This is a genomic window from Bacillus pretiosus (assembly GCF_052947655.1).
In genome coordinates this window covers 4710001-4724767 of sequence record NZ_CM129593.1, presented here as the reverse complement: position 1 = coordinate 4724767, position 14767 = coordinate 4710001, and the positions used below count along the sequence as shown (strand labels likewise).

The window sequence follows — 14767 nt, the reverse complement described above, 5'->3', positions numbered from 1 at the left end:
CTGTCACATGTGACAACCCTTTTTCTACTACATAAGGTAGCGTAAATAAATATAAATATGAGAAATGATTAATGAAACGATCATAATTGGGAAGCCGACTTTAAGGAATTCCATGTAGCTAAATTTATGGCCCTCACGACTTGCGATACCTGCAACAATTACGTTAGCAGAAGCTCCGATTAATGTTCCGTTTCCACCTAGACAAGCACCTAATGCTAATGCCCACCATAATACGTCGATTTGTGCGTCAGAAGGTGATAAACCTAGCCCAACTGCCATATCGTTAATAAGTGGGATCATTGTTGCAACGAATGGAATGTTATCAATTGTCGCAGAGGCGATACCAGATACCCATAAAATAAGGATAGATGCGTAAGAAACATCTCCACCTGTTATTCCAATTACTTTTTGAGCTAACATTTTGATAAGGCCGATATCAATAAGTCCTCCAACAAGTACGAATAGTCCTGCGAAGAAGAAGATTGTTACCCACTCTACACTTGCGAATACCTCTTCAATTTCATGTTCTTTCACACCGATTAGCATAAGTACAGTAGCACCAGTTAAAGCGATGATAGCTGCATCAACATGGAAGATTGAATGAGTCATGAAACCTACGATTGTAAGTCCAAGTACGGTTAAAGATTTTTTCATTAATACTGGATCTTTAATGTATTGTTTTTCATCTAAACTCATTAATTTTTTAATTTGTACAGGATCAGCAATTAATTGTTTACGATACATGAAGTAAAGTATTGTCGCTGTAACAGCAATAATAATGATTACGATAGGTGCTAAGTTGAATAAGAACGCATTGAAATCTAAATGCTTATTTGCAGAACCAATCATAATGTTAGGTGGATCACCAATTAATGTTGCTGTTCCTCCAATGTTTGAAAAAATAATTTCAGAAAGTAAATAAGGAACAGGATTTACTTTCAGTATGCGCGTAATAGATAAAGTAACTGGAACAACAAGAAGTACAGTTGTAACGTTATCTAAAAATGCGGAACCAAGCGCAGTAAGTAAGGAAAGTGAAATTAAAATTTTAATTGGATTTCCTTGCGCCCCTTTTGCTGCTTTAATGGCAACGTATTGGAAGACACCCGATTTACTTGTAATGTTCACCAGAATCATCATACCGATGAGTAGCGTAATCGTCCCCCATTCAATATGTTTCGTAAAGGCGTTGTGTAAATCAACGACCCCCATAATTACCATGAGTGCTGCACCAAGAAGTGCGATGACAGCGCGATTAATTTTTTCTGAAATAATAATGGCATATGTAATTAAAAAGACTGCGATAGCAAAATAATACTGCCAGTTTGCGAGCTCTTGCGTTGTTTCGTGCAAAACTCTCATCTCCTTTCATTCACTTTTCTTAGTGTGTCAAAAAATTAACTAGATGAAACACACATAACGTCATTATAAAGTAGAAAAAAGGGGGATGTAAATGAAAGGGCTTATTTTGTCATATTTTCTGCATCGGTCATTTTTTCTTATTTTTAAAAATATTTGTGGGCATTTGACATATATATAAGATACATCCAATCTGAATATTTAAAATGGAATTAGCATTCGAGCTTGTTCGTGTAGGAGTGTCAAATAGAAAGGAATGACAAAGATGATAAGGAAGGGATCGTATGGATGAACAACGATTTTTATTTTTGGATTTTGAGTTTACGATGCCCCAGCACAGAAAAAAACCAAAAGGATTTTTCCCGGAAATCATTGAAGTAGGACTCGTTTCGGTTGTTGGCTGTAAGGTAGAAGACACGTATTCAGCTCATGTTAGGCCGAAAACTTTTCCTTCTTTAACGGATCGATGTAAGAAATTTTTAGGAATTAAACAAGAAGTCGTAGATAAAGGAATTTCGTTTCCAGAACTCGTTGAAAAACTTGCAGAATATGAAAGGAGATGTAAACCAACCATTGTTACGTGGGGAAATATGGATATGAAAGTGTTGAAGCATAATTGTGAAATGGCAAGAGTAGACTTTCCGTTCTTAGGCCAGTGTCGTGATTTATCACTTGAGTATAAGAAGTTTTTTGGGGAGAGAAATCAAACAGGATTGTGGAAAGCAATTGAGGCATATGGAAAAGCAGGGACGGGTAAGCATCATTGTGCGCTAGATGATGCGATGACGACGTATAATATTTTTAAATTAGTAGAAAAAGATAAAGAGTATTTAGTGAAACCAGCACCTCCAACATTGGGAGAACTCGTTGATTTTTCAAAAGTGTTAAAGAAAGTGAGTACACAGTAACGACCAAATTGCATAGTATGTAATTTGGTCGTTTTGTTTTTTTAAAGTTTGTAGTCTTTTTTTAACTGCTCTAATGTTTCTAGACTACGAACCGCAAAAGGTGAATCATCTTCAGAAAATGAATCCATTTGAGTTTCCAATGCTAATTTGAGTGACTCTGTATACTCTGGAATTTCTCCTTCATATTTCTTCACCATTTGCTCTGGAATGTTCGTCTGTTCACGGAAAGCTAAAGCACGTCTTTCATGGAAAAATGGTACGTCAGCTTGTTTTACATTATGTAAGTCACCTTGCACCGGATGTTTTAAAACAGCTAACACTTTTACGACGTAACTGCCAGGACGGCTATTTGTAACTTCGCCGATGTATTTGCCAGTTTTATAAATACCAGTAACGATTTCACCAATTTCAAATGTTTCTCTCATATTTTTCACCTCAAGTTTATAGTAAGGAAAGTGTGCGAAGGAGTCAAAGAAATCATTCGCTTTCGGAATGCCCCCTTGAGAATATGGATAGGTTCCACTATAATTTTATATTATATAACAGAAAATTCTGATGTTTTTTGAATCCTATAATAAGGAGTGTTCCGTATGATGCCTTTATATTTTCCGGAAGATAAAACAGAATATATTATTCCAGGGATTGTTTGCGTTCTATTTATCATTGGTGCCGTTGCTACGTGGCGTATGTTCATTCGTGTATCAAAACGCGAAGCGGAGCGATTACAGAAAGTTGAAGAAAAACTTTTAGCGGAAAAGAAACAGTAACTCATTTTTGTATGTTTCCCTCTATGCTCGGACAATCTAAGGGCAGAATATATTTTGGAGGGAATAGAATGAAAAAACGGCTTTTTTTAAGTTGTTGTTTATTATTTCTGATGGCAGGTTGTGACCAAGGGAAGCCGAAAGAAATTGACGTGAAATTACATAATGCTTCAGGCGATGAAGTGGGGACTGCGAAAGTAGTGCAGCAAACAAGCGGAGTGAAAATTACGATTAAAGGGGAAGGTTTCGCACCAGGCGCGCACGGACTGCATGTACACGAAATTGGTGAGTGTAAAGCACCACGTTTTGAATCATCTGGTAATCATTTTAATCCTGATAATAAAAAGCATGGACTTCTTAATCCGAAGGGTGCAGAAAACGGTGATTTACCGAACGTAATTGCAGACGGTTCTGGAAAGATTAAAGCAGAAATCGATGCGCCGCACATAACGCTTGAAGAAGGGAAAACAACGATTCATAGAAAAGATGGAGCGTCTATTATTATTACAGAAAACGCTGATGATGGTATGACACAACCAACAGGTAAATCCGGTGATCGAATTGCTTGTGGTGTCATTGTAAAAAAAGCGTCGGATATGAAGAAAAAGTAAAAGCTACCGTGCATGGTAGCTTTTTTTGTGAAACGTATTTGAAAAGATATTGATAAAGGAGGTTTTCCCGAATTACCTCCTTTCTTATTCTGAAAACGTATGGCGCAGTCTATTTAAAATTTCTTCTAAAACAGATCTTGGACAGCCGATGTTAATTCGAATATGTTCTTCGCCGCCTAATCCGTATTTCTCACCAGGTTCAACGATGATTTTCCCTTTTTCCTCAAGTAATGCAGTGCGTTCATTTTGAGAAAGCTGTAGGCGGGAGCAATCGATCCATAATAAAAAGCTACCTTCTGGTTTCGTTACAGAAAGAGCGGGTATGTGATTTTTAATATATTTACAAGCGAATTGAGCGTTATCTTCTATATATAATCGAATTTCATGTAGCCAATCATTACATTCTGTATAGGCACTTTGCATCGCTGTATAGGCAAATGTATTTAATCCGTGGAAACCTTGTCTATATTGGATAGATATAAAGGTTTGACGGAGTTTTTCGTTTGGAATGATAATAATCGATGTCTGTAATCCAGCGATATTAAATGTTTTACTCGGAGCCATACAAGTAATCGTGCGCGCTGCTAATTCTTCAGATAAGGAAGCGAACGGTGTATGCGTATGATCTCCGTAAATAATATCGGAATGAATTTCATCCGCGACAACGATTACATTATATTTTGTACATAACGTGCCAAGTTGTGTAAGTTCCTCTTTTGACCAAACACGCCCGATTGGATTGTGAGGACTACAAAGAAGCATGAGTTTGACGCCTTGTTGAAATTGCTTTTCTAAATGATCGAAGTCTATCGTATATGTATCATTTTGTTTCTGTAAAGGACTCACGCATAATCGTCTGTTGTTTGTTGTGACCATTTCGAAAAATGGGGGATAAATAGGTGGTTGTACGAGAACGGATTCGTTTTCCTTTGTGAAGGCCTGTATGCTCGCACTAAGAGCTGGAACGATTCCCGCGCTAAAGACAATCCAATCTTTTTGAATATCCCAGTTGTACTGTTTTTTTGTCCAGTTACAAATAATATCTCCAATATTTTCGGGAGGAAGTGTATAGCCGAAAATAGGATGCTCGATACGTTTCTTTAAAGCAGTCTGAATTGGTTGTGGTACTTCAAAATCCATATCAGCAATCCAAGCATGGAGAAGTTCTTCGTTTTTATACGTATCCCATTTCGTACTATGAGTTCCACGTCGATTGACTGTTTTATGAAATAGTTGCATAAGTTTGCCCCCTTCTTCTGTAAACCGTTAAGTTATGAAAGTTCTCTCTCTTCTTATAGAATAGCTGATGTGATAGGATAAAGAAAAGCATTAAAAAGTGAAAAGGCGGGAAGCGAATGGGTACATATGAAAAGATGATAGAGGTTGTGAAGAATTGGGATCCGTTTCAAATGGGACCGGAGTTTTATGAAACAGAAGCGAGCGATGTTGTGAACGTCGTAAGTGTGTTCGACGATCCAAAATACATCGCAAAAAAGATTCAACATATATACTTTATGTCTTTTGAGGAAGTACCTGCGCTTGGAAAATGTGAGAAGTTAGCTGTGGAATTACTTGTAATAAAAGAAGGCGGAAGTTGTTCATTGTAGGCTGTCGGAATTTCCGACAGCCTTTTGTATTATTGTGCAGAAAAAGCGATAATTTCTTCATAAACAAGTTCAGGCTTTTCTTCAGGTAGTAAATGTCCTGTGTTTTCGTAAGAAATAAATTTAGAATTTGGTAAATCTTTGTGTAGCCGATGACCTACATGTACAGGGACGACACGATCTTTTTCACCCCAAATGAGTAGTGTAGGTGTTTCGATTTTTTGTAATTCATTTGAAGATAAATCACCTTCACGGTCTCTTATCATACGAGTTAAAGCAGGGAATATACGGTTGTCATAAAAAGGAGCGGAGTAACCTTCCTTCATTTCATCGTCAATTAATGAGTGATCATGAACGACATTCATTAAGTTATGAACAATCCCGCGCCGTATAATCCAGTTCTTTACGTATAAATGAAAGAACGGTAAATAAGAAGAGTACAGTAAAGGTAAGGTTGCGCGTGCTAAATAGCTAGAGCTGCATAGTAAAATTGTCTTTGAGATTAATTCAGGGCGTATACGGTTTACATAGAGAGAAATTTGTCCACCCATAGAATGCCCAACTAACACAATATTTGAGAGAGATAAATGTTCAATTAAATCGATAATAACCGTTGCTAAATTATGATAAGAATACTTAAAGAGATGAGACTTATCACTTTTTCCGAACGGTGGCAAATCAAGAGCTAGTACTGTTCCTGCTTTCGATAATAAAGGAATGAGGCGGCGGTAACTGAATGAGGAAGATAAAAAGCCGTGAACGAGTACGAAAGTAGGACGTTCCGTTTTGTTGTCATGTTCATACAATTCGTAATGAATAGTAGTGCCGCGAGTGGAAAAAGTGAAATAAGGACAAGTATATTCGTGATTCATTTTTTGTCACTCCATTGATTTTTGTTCATATCATCTCCAAGGCAGAAAAAAATATGTTAACAAAAAAAGGCAAGATGACGATGTCATCTTGCCTTTTGCTTATTCATCATTATCCACGAACAATATTAGGCGGTGTTTTTCCTTGTAACCCTGCAACTAAATTTTCAGCGGCTGTCATAGCCATTTGCTGCCTAGTTTTTAATGTTGCAGATCCGATGTGTGGTAAAGTCACAACATTTTGTAATGATAAGAGCGGATTATCTTTTTGAATCGGCTCTTGTGTAAAAGTGTCAATGCCTGCTGCAAAGATTTTCTTTTCTGTTAACGCATGTATTAACGCTTCTTCATCTACTGTTTTTCCGCGAGAGGCATTAATGAAGATTGCTGTTTCTTTCATTAATGAAAATTCCTTTTCTCCGATAAGATGATACGTTTCATCTGTTAATGGAGTAAGAAGAACAATAAAATCAGATTGTTTGAGTAACGTCTGTAAATCACAATATGTAGCATCGAATTTTTGTTCAGCTTCTTCTTTACGGCGACGGTTATAATACAGAACATTCATATCAAATCCGAATTTCGCCCGTTTTGCAATGGCTTCTCCAATTCGTCCCATTCCGATAATACCGATTGTACTATGGTGTACATCCAGCCCGAAGTGCTCTTTTCCGATTTCGGCGTTCCATTCACCATTTTTCACGTAGGAGTCGAGTTCGCAGACGCGGCGACCAGCAGATAACATAAGAGCGAAAACAAGGTCCGCTACTGTATCATCTAATACATATGGTGTATTCGTTCCAATGACATTGCGCTTTTCCATCGCTTGTAAATCAAAATTATCGTAACCGACAGAAATGTTGCTCACTACTTTTAAGTTAGGAGCTACATTTAATAATTCTTCATTAATAGCAGATCCGAAATTTAATAAGCCATCTTTATTTTGTATTTTCTCCAATAGGACATCACGAGGTACCTTCTCATTTTGCTCCCATTTTTCATAATCACAGTGTTCTGATAAATAGTTTTCTACAAATGTTGGAACTGGTTCAGCAATATAAACTTTTGGTTTCACGGTTCCATCCCCTTTCGCTTTATCACGCATTTTCCCGCTGATTAAAGTTTCACTTTACCCCGCTTTAACGAGCAGTAAGACTCCCACCTAAAAAGACGGCTGAGGCAAAGAAGTGAGGTGGGAGATCAACTGCTCGTAAAAGCCCGATTGGTTCAACTAATAATCAGCGGGGTGAAGCATTCCGCTGATTAAAGTTTCACTTTATTTTGACATAATTCACTAAAAAAATCTTCTTTTCAAACTGGAAGGGGTATTTGTATAATTTAGACACAAACGAAAAGGAAGGATGATTTATATGGTGACAGAAAAAGAATTAGAATTATTAGCTTGTCTTGAAAAAAGTAGTCGATTATCTGTAGATACATTAGCGAAGCTGTTAAATATAGAAGTAGAAGAAGTAAAGAAGATGGTTGAAAAATTAGAAGCGGAAAAGATTATTGTTGATTATGTAACACATATCGATTGGACGAAGGTAAAAGAACATACAGGTTTAACGGCGATGATCGATGTGAAAGTTACGCCAAAGCGCGGCGTTGGGTTCGATGCGGTTGCAGAACAAATTTATCGTTATTCAGAAGTGAAATCTGTGTATTTAATGTCAGGGACATACGATCTTTCTATTACATTAGAAGGAAAGACAATGGGAGAAGTCGCGATGTTTGTTTCTGAGAAATTAGCAACAATTGAATCTGTCGTTTCTACAACAACGCATTTCATTTTGAAAAAGTATAAACATGAGGGAATTATTTACGAAAAAAACGATGATGATAAGCGCATTGTGGTGACACCATGAAGCAATTTGAACTATCTAGAACGGCAGAATCTTTACAACCATCTGGTATTCGAAAGTTTTTCGATTTAGCAGCAAATATGAAAGGTGTTATTTCTCTTGGAGTAGGAGAGCCTGACTTTGTTACACCTTGGAATGTAAGGCAAGCATGCATCCGTTCTTTAGAACAAGGATATACGTCATATACAGCAAATGCAGGATTATTGGAACTGCGCCAAGAAATAGCAAAGTATCTAAAAAAACAATTTGCAGTATCTTATGATCCGAACGATGAAATCATTGTTACAGTTGGAGCGAGTCAGGCGTTAGATGTAGCGATGCGCGCCATTATAAATCCTGATGATGAAGTACTCATTATTGAACCAAGTTTCGTTTCTTATGCACCGCTTGTGACATTAGCTGGAGGAGTTCCGGTTCCTGTGGCAACGACTTTAGAAAAAGAGTTTAAAGTACAACCAGAACAAATTGAAGCAGCTATTACAGCGAAAACAAAGGCAATTTTGCTTTGTTCACCAAATAACCCAACAGGTGCAATGTTAAATAAATCCGAGCTTGAAGAAATAGCAGTGATTGTTGAGAAGTACAATTTAATCGTATTATCTGATGAAATTTATGCAGAGCTTGTATACGACGAAGTATATACAAGTTTCGCGAGTATTAAAAATATGCGCGAGCATACAATTTTAATTTCGGGATTTTCAAAAGGGTTTGCGATGACAGGATGGCGCCTCGGTATGATTGCAGCTCCTGTTCAATTTTCGGAATTAATGCTTAAAATTCATCAATATTCCATGATGTGTGCACCGACAATGTCTCAGTTCGCAGCACTCGAAGCGTTACGCGCGGGGAATGATGAAGTAATTCGGATGAGAGATAGTTATAAGAAACGCCGTAATTTTATGACGACATCGTTTAATGAAATGGGTTTAACGTGTCATGTGCCGGGCGGAGCATTTTATGTCTTTCCTTCTATTTCTTCAACTGGACTATCTTCGGCAGAATTTGCAGAACAGTTATTATTAGAAGAAAAGGTGGCTGTTGTACCTGGAAGTGTATTTGGCGAAAGTGGTGAAGGATTTATTCGTTGCTCGTATGCAACATCGCTTGAACAACTTATGGAAGCAATGAAGAGAATGGAACGGTTTATAGAAAATAAAAAAAGGACAAAACATAATACGTTTTGCCCATAAAAGGGGGGGAATACTAGAAAGCCATGTGTTAGTATTCTATCCCAATATTAGAAAATTATACGTACTCTAGGAAATTTTTCGTTAATTTTGAATGAGTTCTGTCATAGTGGTATAATTTACTAATATAAGGTATGCATATCCTGAGTAGCTTTACTTAGGGTACGTACTAACTAATCGGATATTTAACAATAAATCATCTGCTTTACTATCTACAATTGTAGAGAAAATGGTAACGTATGGGAGTGTTTCATATGTCAGAACAATATACAACTGGAGTGGTTGTAACAGGGAAAGTGACTGGGATTCAAGATTACGGAGCATTTGTAGCGTTAGATGCAGAAACACAAGGGCTTGTGCATATATCTGAAATTACAAATGGATATGTAAAGGATATTCATGACTTTTTAAAAGTCGGCGATACAGTAGAAGTAAAAGTACTTTCAATTGATGAAGAACACAGAAAAATGAGTTTATCGTTAAAAGCGGCGAGAAGAAAACAAGGGCGGATCCTTATACCGAATCCATCTGAGAACGGATTTAATACGCTGCGAGAAAAGCTAACCGAATGGATTGAAGAGTCCGAGTTAACAAAGTAAAAGAGGAGCGCATATGAGCGTTCCTCTTTTACTTTGTCTTATGATATATATTTGCAAATATGATTGCATGCAATCATATTCGTATGTCGGAGGTGAAATAAAGACATACTGACTAGTGGATTTCGTTCGTTTCTGGGTGAGTGCCAAGATTTTCTGATGGTTTAAAGAGTAAACCAAGATTGATAAGCCCAGAAATACCGACGATGCCGTAAATAATACGGGAAAGAGCTGAATTTTGTCCACCGAAAATGGCTGCCACTAAGTCAAACTGGAAGAACCCGATTAATCCCCAGTTCACAGCGCCAATTACAGTAAAGACTAATGCGATACGTTGCAGAGTACTCATGAAAAAGCCCCCCTTAATTGTGAAGCGTGAACAAGCGATGAGTTAATTAACTCCTTTATAGAATGGTGTAGTTATGTTGTTTTTATACATAAAAAATATAAGAAAAAGGATGTATATACATCTATACCGAAAAATGCGAATTTTTATGCAAAAAATGAACTTTTTCTAAAAAATATATATTGGTTACGTTTACAATGGTTGAATCGCTTGATTTACAACTTCAGTTTCGCTAAAGTGAATACAGAAATACATATACATTATTGGAGGGAAAAAGATGAGTACACATGTAACGTTCGACTATTCTAAAGCGTTATCCTTCATCGGTGAACATGAAATCACTTATTTACGTGATGCAGTGAAAGTAACACATCATGCAATCCACGAAAAAACTGGAGCTGGGAACGATTTCCTTGGGTGGGTAGACCTTCCGCTTCAATATGACAAAGAAGAATTTGCGCGCATTCAAAAATGCGCAGAAAAAATTAAAAATGACTCTGACATTTTACTTGTTGTAGGTATCGGTGGTTCTTACCTAGGAGCACGTGCAGCAATCGAAATGTTAAACCATTCTTTCTACAACACGCTATCTAAAGAACAACGTAAAACTCCACAAGTGCTATTTGTTGGACAAAACATTAGCTCCACTTACATGAAAGATTTAATGGACGTATTAGAAGGTAAAGACTTCTCTATTAACGTTATTTCCAAATCAGGTACAACAACAGAGCCGGCACTAGCATTCCGTATTTTCCGTAAGTTATTAGAAGAAAAGTATGGAAAAGCAGAAGCTCGCAAACGTATTTATGCAACGACAGATAAAGCACGTGGTGCATTAAAAACATTAGCTGATAACGAAGGTTACGAAACATTCGTTATTCCAGATGATGTTGGAGGACGTTTCTCTGTATTAACGCCAGTTGGTTTATTACCAATCGCAGTAAGTGGCTTAAATATTGAAGAGATGATGAAAGGTGCAGCTGCTGGTCATGATGACTTCGGTGCATCAGAACTAGAAGAAAACCCAGCTTACCAATACGCAGTAGTTCGTAACGCTTTATACAATAAAGGAAAAACAATTGAAATGCTTGTTAACTACGAGCCGGCACTTCAATACTTCTCTGAATGGTGGAAACAGTTATTTGGTGAAAGTGAAGGGAAAGATCAAAAAGGTATTTTCCCATCTTCAGCAAACTTCTCAACTGACTTACACTCATTAGGTCAATACGTTCAAGAAGGTCGTCGTGACTTATTCGAAACAGTTCTGAAAGTAGGTAAATCTACACATGAACTAACAATTGAATCAGAAGAAAACGATTTAGATGGATTAAACTACCTTGCTGGTGAAACTGTAGACTTCGTAAACACGAAAGCATACGAAGGTACATTACTTGCACATAGCGATGGTGGCGTACCAAACTTAATCGTAAATATCCCTGAATTAAATGAGTACACATTCGGTTACCTTGTATACTTCTTCGAAAAAGCATGTGCGATGAGCGGCTACTTATTAGGCGTAAATCCATTCGACCAACCAGGAGTAGAAGCATACAAGAAAAACATGTTTGCTTTACTTGGTAAACCAGGATTTGAAAAGTTAAAAGCAGAATTAGAAGAGCGTTTAAAATAATAAAAAGCGACCGGAATCCGGTCGCTTTTTATTATTTTATCGAAAAGTCCATCGGTATATTCAAACTAGAGTGGGTATGCTAAAGAAAAAGTCTAGGAGGGATGGGCTTGATTCCGATTCAATCAAATTTAGAAGGACGTACATATGCGTTATATAAGTTAGAAGAGATAATGAAGCCACTTGGGTATAACATTGGTGGCAATTGGGATTACGATAAAGGATGCTTTGATTACAAAATCGATGAAGAAGATGGATATCAATTTCTGCGAGTGCCATTTACAGCAGTGAATGGCGAATTAGATGTGCCTGGTGTAATAGTCCGTCTGGAAACGCCGTATATTCTTTCGCACGTATATCAAGACGAACTAGATGATCACGTAAATACTTTAACGGCTGGAACGAGTGGAATGGATCAATTTGCTGAGCCGAAAGATCCAGATGGAGATGTGAAAAGAAAATATATCAATATTGGGAAAGTGCTCATGCAGGAACTAGAAAAACATTTTCTTAATGGTGAATAACAATGAGTATGTCGCTTTCAATGAGAACAAAGGAATGGACTGGATTAATCATATATTGTTCGTCGCGTTTTATACCTAGTAAGAGAATATTTTGCTTTAAAAGAGTATAGCTACAATTTGCAAAAGTTTGTCCAGTGCAGGAAGGATAAAGCTCCATCAGTTGTAATTTGTTATCAGAGATTTCATCGTAAAGTGAGAATAGTACGCCTGAAATGGAAGGGAATAAAAGAGAAGCGGTAAATACGTAGCTCGTTAATTTATTTCCTTCTATAATTTCTGATACACCAGCTCTAGTTGCATTTTGTATTTGTTCAGAAGTAAGAAGTTCGGCGATGCAGTGAATGTTTGGATTGAGACCTTTCGCAGTTAAAATATTTAAAATGGACTGTGTATCTGCTAAGCTTTCATTTTTTTCTTTATCAGCTGTTATTAATATAGTGTGAGCCGTTGTAATGTTAGCTTTTAATAAAGTTTGATCGTGATGCGGGCAACCCTTTATAAATTCTAAATGATGAAATGGTTTTGGAAGTAAAGAAAGTGTTTCATCAATTAAAACGATATCAAGGTTCGGTTGTAAGATGTGCATTTGTTTTACAACATGTTTTGCCCGTTCATTCCAACCCACGATAATCATATGACCGTTAGAGGTAGCGGCTTCTTCTCCTTTAATTTTCATATATTGTTTATTAATCATATCAGTGGCGAACAGAACCATATAATAAGAACAAAAACCGGTTCCAAATAAAATAATACCCATACCGATAAGTTTGCCTATTAGTGTATGCGGGGCAAAGTCACCATAGCCAACGGTGAAAATGGTAACGATTGACCACCAAACTCCATCAAACCATGTGGTGAAGTGCGATGGCTCTAATCTATGTATAAGGAAGCCAGAAAAAGCAGTAAGTAAAACAATAAAGCAAACTAAACGAAAAATAATGGAATCACGAAATGTATCTACTAAATTTGGACGGGATTTCAAACTCTTATTCCTCCTTACTTTGCAGGACTACATTCATTGTTACCATTATAGAAAAAAGAAAAACTCTCTAATTTAAAAGAGAGTTTGTTTTACATTACATACTTTCTAATTCAGTTTGTTGGACACTTTCAAGATGCTGGAGGGCGTAGTAAACATCAGCGGTATGCCTTTTTTGATCGATAGATAATTTCAAATGTAAATAGTGAGAACCATTCTCCAATGTTTTGAGCTTCATATTCTTAACTTTTATATCCATTTCTTTTATTTCTTCAATTACAATTGGGATATTGTCCATATTTCGCACGACAAGTTTTACTGCGATATCACGTTGACGAAATGATCTCGGTCCTACAAATTTCATTGCTAATGGTATAAGTTCAACGCTAATCATAAGGAAACACATTCCGAAAATCGCTTCGATATAGAATCCAGCCCCAACAGCAATACCAATACCAGAAGCACCCCAAATCATAGCAGCAGTCGTTAGTCCTGCAATGCTATCGTTTCCTCTTCGTAAAATAACACCGGCACCTAAAAAACCGATTCCTGATACAATTTGAGCGGCAAGTCGAAGTGGATCCATATTCATATGATCGGTATGTGGTAAATTGTAAGCCGCTTTAATAGAAACAATCGTCAGGAGGCAACTAATGATAGAAATAACTAAACAAGTTTTTAAACCAAGTGGTTTTCGTTTTAATTCGCGCTCTAAACCGATAGCGAACCCTAAAATAGCCGAGAGACCTAGTTTGATTAATAAATCGGCATAGTCCATATATATTCCTCCTTGTATGATATGGTATATGAATAAAACATTTATTATAGAAAGAAACGCTTTTGATAGAGTGACTTTATATAGAATATATGTAGGAATTATTTATACATGAAAGAGATATTTCGTTTAAGTATATGATATTAACAAAGAAATTAGGGTGATCTAAAAAAAAGTTTATAAAAGGTGTTGCATTTCGATTTTCACCATGATATATTAATAACCGTCGCTGATGCGGAAACGCAGAAAACGACAAAAAAGAAATTGAAAAACTTAGTTGACATCGAAAAACGAAGATGTTAACATAAGGAAGTCGCAAATGAGCGACCAAGTAGTTCTTTGAAAACTGAACGAAACAAACAACGTGAAACGTCAATTTTTATTTTTAGATGCTAGACAAACTAACTTTATTGGAGAGTTTGATCCTGGCTCAGGATGAACGCTGGCGGCGTGCCTAATACATGCAAGTCGAGCGAATGGATTGAGAGCTTGCTCTCAAGAAGTTAGCGGCGGACGGGTGAGTAACACGTGGGTAACCTGCCCATAAGACTGGGATAACTCCGGGAAACCGGGGCTAATACCGGATAACATTTTGAACTGCATGGTTCGGAATTGAAAGGCGGCTTCGGCTGTCACTTATGGATGGACCCGCGTCGCATTAGCTAGTTGGTGAGGTAACGGCTCACCAAGGCAACGATGCGTAGCCGACCTGAGAGGGTGATCGGCCACACTGGGACTGAGACACGGCCCAGA

General features: G+C 37.2%; 17 protein-coding genes and 1 rRNA gene (1 of these 18 cut by a window edge). 10 read left to right on the top strand and 8 right to left on the bottom strand.

The window, feature by feature from the left end; all coding sequences use genetic code 11:
- Positions 1-27: 27 nt before the first annotated feature.
- Entirely contained in the window at positions 28-1353 is a 1326-nt protein-coding gene (locus ACU8YW_RS24505; protein ID WP_137011545.1) for an ArsB/NhaD family transporter, read from the bottom strand.
- A 290-nt stretch (positions 1354-1643) separates the two neighbouring features.
- Between ACU8YW_RS24505 and kapD the strand changes: the two genes are divergently transcribed.
- A complete protein-coding gene (gene kapD / locus ACU8YW_RS24500; protein ID WP_000344365.1) occupies positions 1644-2267 on the top strand; it encodes a 3'-5' exonuclease KapD in 624 nt (207 codons plus the stop codon).
- 41 nt (positions 2268-2308) lie between these two features.
- Here kapD and kapB read toward each other — a convergent pair whose 3' ends face one another.
- Positions 2309-2692 carry a kinase-associated lipoprotein KapB gene (gene kapB, locus ACU8YW_RS24495; RefSeq protein ID WP_088064699.1) on the bottom strand — a complete coding sequence of 128 codons (384 nt, stop codon included), beginning with the start codon at positions 2690-2692 and terminating at the stop codon, positions 2309-2311.
- Positions 2693-2857: 165 nt separating this feature from the next.
- Between kapB and ACU8YW_RS24490 the strand changes: the two genes are divergently transcribed.
- Together ACU8YW_RS24490 and sodC are read left to right on the top strand one after the other, a co-directional pair.
- A complete protein-coding gene (locus ACU8YW_RS24490; RefSeq protein WP_000982763.1) occupies positions 2858-3034 on the top strand; it encodes a hypothetical protein in 177 nt (58 codons plus the stop codon).
- A gap of 68 nt (positions 3035-3102) precedes the next feature.
- A complete protein-coding gene (sodC, locus tag ACU8YW_RS24485; RefSeq protein WP_000746533.1) occupies positions 3103-3642 on the top strand; it encodes a superoxide dismutase [Cu-Zn] in 540 nt (179 codons plus the stop codon).
- Between the two features lie 84 nt (positions 3643-3726).
- On the opposite strand, the gene ACU8YW_RS24480 is transcribed toward sodC, so the two are convergent.
- On the bottom strand, positions 3727-4881 hold the full coding sequence (locus ACU8YW_RS24480) for a MalY/PatB family protein (RefSeq protein ID WP_426934197.1): 1155 nt from the start codon (positions 4879-4881) through the stop codon (positions 3727-3729).
- 116 nt (positions 4882-4997) lie between these two features.
- Here ACU8YW_RS24480 and ACU8YW_RS24475 point away from each other — a divergent pair, with 116 nt between their 5' ends.
- A complete protein-coding gene (locus ACU8YW_RS24475; RefSeq protein ID WP_000537643.1) occupies positions 4998-5249 on the top strand; it encodes a YugE family protein in 252 nt (83 codons plus the stop codon).
- 29 nt (positions 5250-5278) lie between these two features.
- Here the strand turns inward: ACU8YW_RS24475 and ACU8YW_RS24470 are convergent, their stop codons facing one another.
- Entirely contained in the window at positions 5279-6118 is an 840-nt protein-coding gene (locus ACU8YW_RS24470; RefSeq protein ID WP_088064697.1) for an alpha/beta fold hydrolase, read from the bottom strand.
- A gap of 109 nt (positions 6119-6227) precedes the next feature.
- A complete protein-coding gene (locus ACU8YW_RS24465) occupies positions 6228-7220 on the bottom strand; it encodes a 2-hydroxyacid dehydrogenase (protein WP_426934198.1) in 993 nt (330 codons plus the stop codon).
- 265 nt (positions 7221-7485) lie between these two features.
- Between ACU8YW_RS24465 and ACU8YW_RS24460 the strand changes: the two genes are divergently transcribed.
- From ACU8YW_RS24460 to yugI, 3 genes are all read left to right on the top strand, one after another.
- Positions 7486-7983 carry an Lrp/AsnC family transcriptional regulator gene (locus ACU8YW_RS24460; protein ID WP_000255701.1) on the top strand — a complete coding sequence of 166 codons (498 nt, stop codon included), beginning with the start codon at positions 7486-7488 and terminating at the stop codon, positions 7981-7983.
- A complete protein-coding gene (locus ACU8YW_RS24455) occupies positions 7980-9170 on the top strand; it encodes an aminotransferase (RefSeq protein ID WP_426934199.1) in 1191 nt (396 codons plus the stop codon). The genes ACU8YW_RS24460 and ACU8YW_RS24455 overlap by 4 nt, the downstream gene beginning before the upstream one ends.
- 251 nt (positions 9171-9421) lie before the next feature.
- Positions 9422-9766 (top strand): S1 domain-containing post-transcriptional regulator GSP13, encoded by a 345-nt coding sequence (gene yugI, locus ACU8YW_RS24450; protein ID WP_000003769.1) that lies wholly within the window; start codon positions 9422-9424, stop codon positions 9764-9766.
- Between the two features lie 112 nt (positions 9767-9878).
- On the opposite strand, the gene ACU8YW_RS24445 is transcribed toward yugI, so the two are convergent.
- A complete protein-coding gene (locus ACU8YW_RS24445) occupies positions 9879-10112 on the bottom strand; it encodes a DUF378 domain-containing protein (protein WP_048542215.1) in 234 nt (77 codons plus the stop codon).
- Positions 10113-10386: 274 nt separating this feature from the next.
- Between ACU8YW_RS24445 and ACU8YW_RS24440 the strand changes: the two genes are divergently transcribed.
- The gene (locus ACU8YW_RS24440) at positions 10387-11739 is read left to right on the top strand and encodes a glucose-6-phosphate isomerase (protein ID WP_048542213.1); all 1353 of its coding nucleotides are present in this window, start codon (positions 10387-10389) and stop codon (positions 11737-11739) included.
- Between the two features lie 107 nt (positions 11740-11846).
- Positions 11847-12260, top strand: coding sequence for a YugN-like family protein (locus ACU8YW_RS24435; protein ID WP_137014476.1), 414 nt, complete (start codon positions 11847-11849; stop codon positions 12258-12260).
- Here the strand turns inward: ACU8YW_RS24435 and ACU8YW_RS24430 are convergent.
- Both ACU8YW_RS24430 and ACU8YW_RS24425 read right to left on the bottom strand, forming a co-directional pair.
- Positions 12247-13242: a potassium channel family protein gene (locus tag ACU8YW_RS24430; protein ID WP_087986054.1), complete on the bottom strand. Its 996-nt coding sequence runs from the start codon at positions 13240-13242 to the stop codon at positions 12247-12249. The two genes, ACU8YW_RS24435 and ACU8YW_RS24430, sit on opposite strands and share 14 nt — an antisense overlap.
- A 94-nt stretch (positions 13243-13336) precedes the next feature.
- Positions 13337-14017, bottom strand: a complete 681-nt coding sequence (locus ACU8YW_RS24425) for an MgtC/SapB family protein (RefSeq protein WP_000384160.1) — start codon at positions 14015-14017, stop codon at positions 13337-13339.
- Between the two features lie 404 nt (positions 14018-14421).
- On the opposite strand from ACU8YW_RS24425, the gene ACU8YW_RS24420 reads away from it, so the two are divergent.
- Positions 14422-14767: ribosomal RNA gene (locus ACU8YW_RS24420) — 16S ribosomal RNA — on the top strand; it runs 1206 nt beyond the window's last position.

Excerpts from the sequence above, each read along its gene's own strand:
- kapD (WP_000344365.1), top strand. The coding sequence starts at position 1,644 with ATGGATGAACAACGATTTTTATTTTTGGATTTTGAGTTTACGATGCCC.
- ACU8YW_RS24445 (WP_048542215.1), bottom strand. The coding sequence starts at position 10,112 with ATGAGTACTCTGCAACGTATCGCATTAGTCTTTACTGTAATTGGCGCT.
- ACU8YW_RS24440 (WP_048542213.1), top strand. The coding sequence starts at position 10,387 with ATGAGTACACATGTAACGTTCGACTATTCTAAAGCGTTATCCTTCATC.
- ACU8YW_RS24470 (WP_088064697.1), bottom strand. The coding sequence starts at position 6,118 with ATGAATCACGAATATACTTGTCCTTATTTCACTTTTTCCACTCGCGGC.
- sodC (WP_000746533.1), top strand. The coding sequence starts at position 3,103 with ATGAAAAAACGGCTTTTTTTAAGTTGTTGTTTATTATTTCTGATGGCA.
- ACU8YW_RS24455 (WP_426934199.1), top strand. The coding sequence starts at position 7,980 with ATGAAGCAATTTGAACTATCTAGAACGGCAGAATCTTTACAACCATCT.
- ACU8YW_RS24475 (WP_000537643.1), top strand. The coding sequence starts at position 4,998 with ATGGGTACATATGAAAAGATGATAGAGGTTGTGAAGAATTGGGATCCG.
- kapB (WP_088064699.1), bottom strand. The coding sequence starts at position 2,692 with ATGAGAGAAACATTTGAAATTGGTGAAATCGTTACTGGTATTTATAAA.
- ACU8YW_RS24480 (WP_426934197.1), bottom strand. The coding sequence starts at position 4,881 with ATGCAACTATTTCATAAAACAGTCAATCGACGTGGAACTCATAGTACG.
- ACU8YW_RS24425 (WP_000384160.1), bottom strand. The coding sequence starts at position 14,017 with ATGGACTATGCCGATTTATTAATCAAACTAGGTCTCTCGGCTATTTTA.
- yugI (WP_000003769.1), top strand. The coding sequence starts at position 9,422 with ATGTCAGAACAATATACAACTGGAGTGGTTGTAACAGGGAAAGTGACT.
- ACU8YW_RS24465 (WP_426934198.1), bottom strand. The coding sequence starts at position 7,220 with ATGCGTGATAAAGCGAAAGGGGATGGAACCGTGAAACCAAAAGTTTAT.
- ACU8YW_RS24490 (WP_000982763.1), top strand. The coding sequence starts at position 2,858 with ATGATGCCTTTATATTTTCCGGAAGATAAAACAGAATATATTATTCCA.
- ACU8YW_RS24460 (WP_000255701.1), top strand. The coding sequence starts at position 7,486 with ATGGTGACAGAAAAAGAATTAGAATTATTAGCTTGTCTTGAAAAAAGT.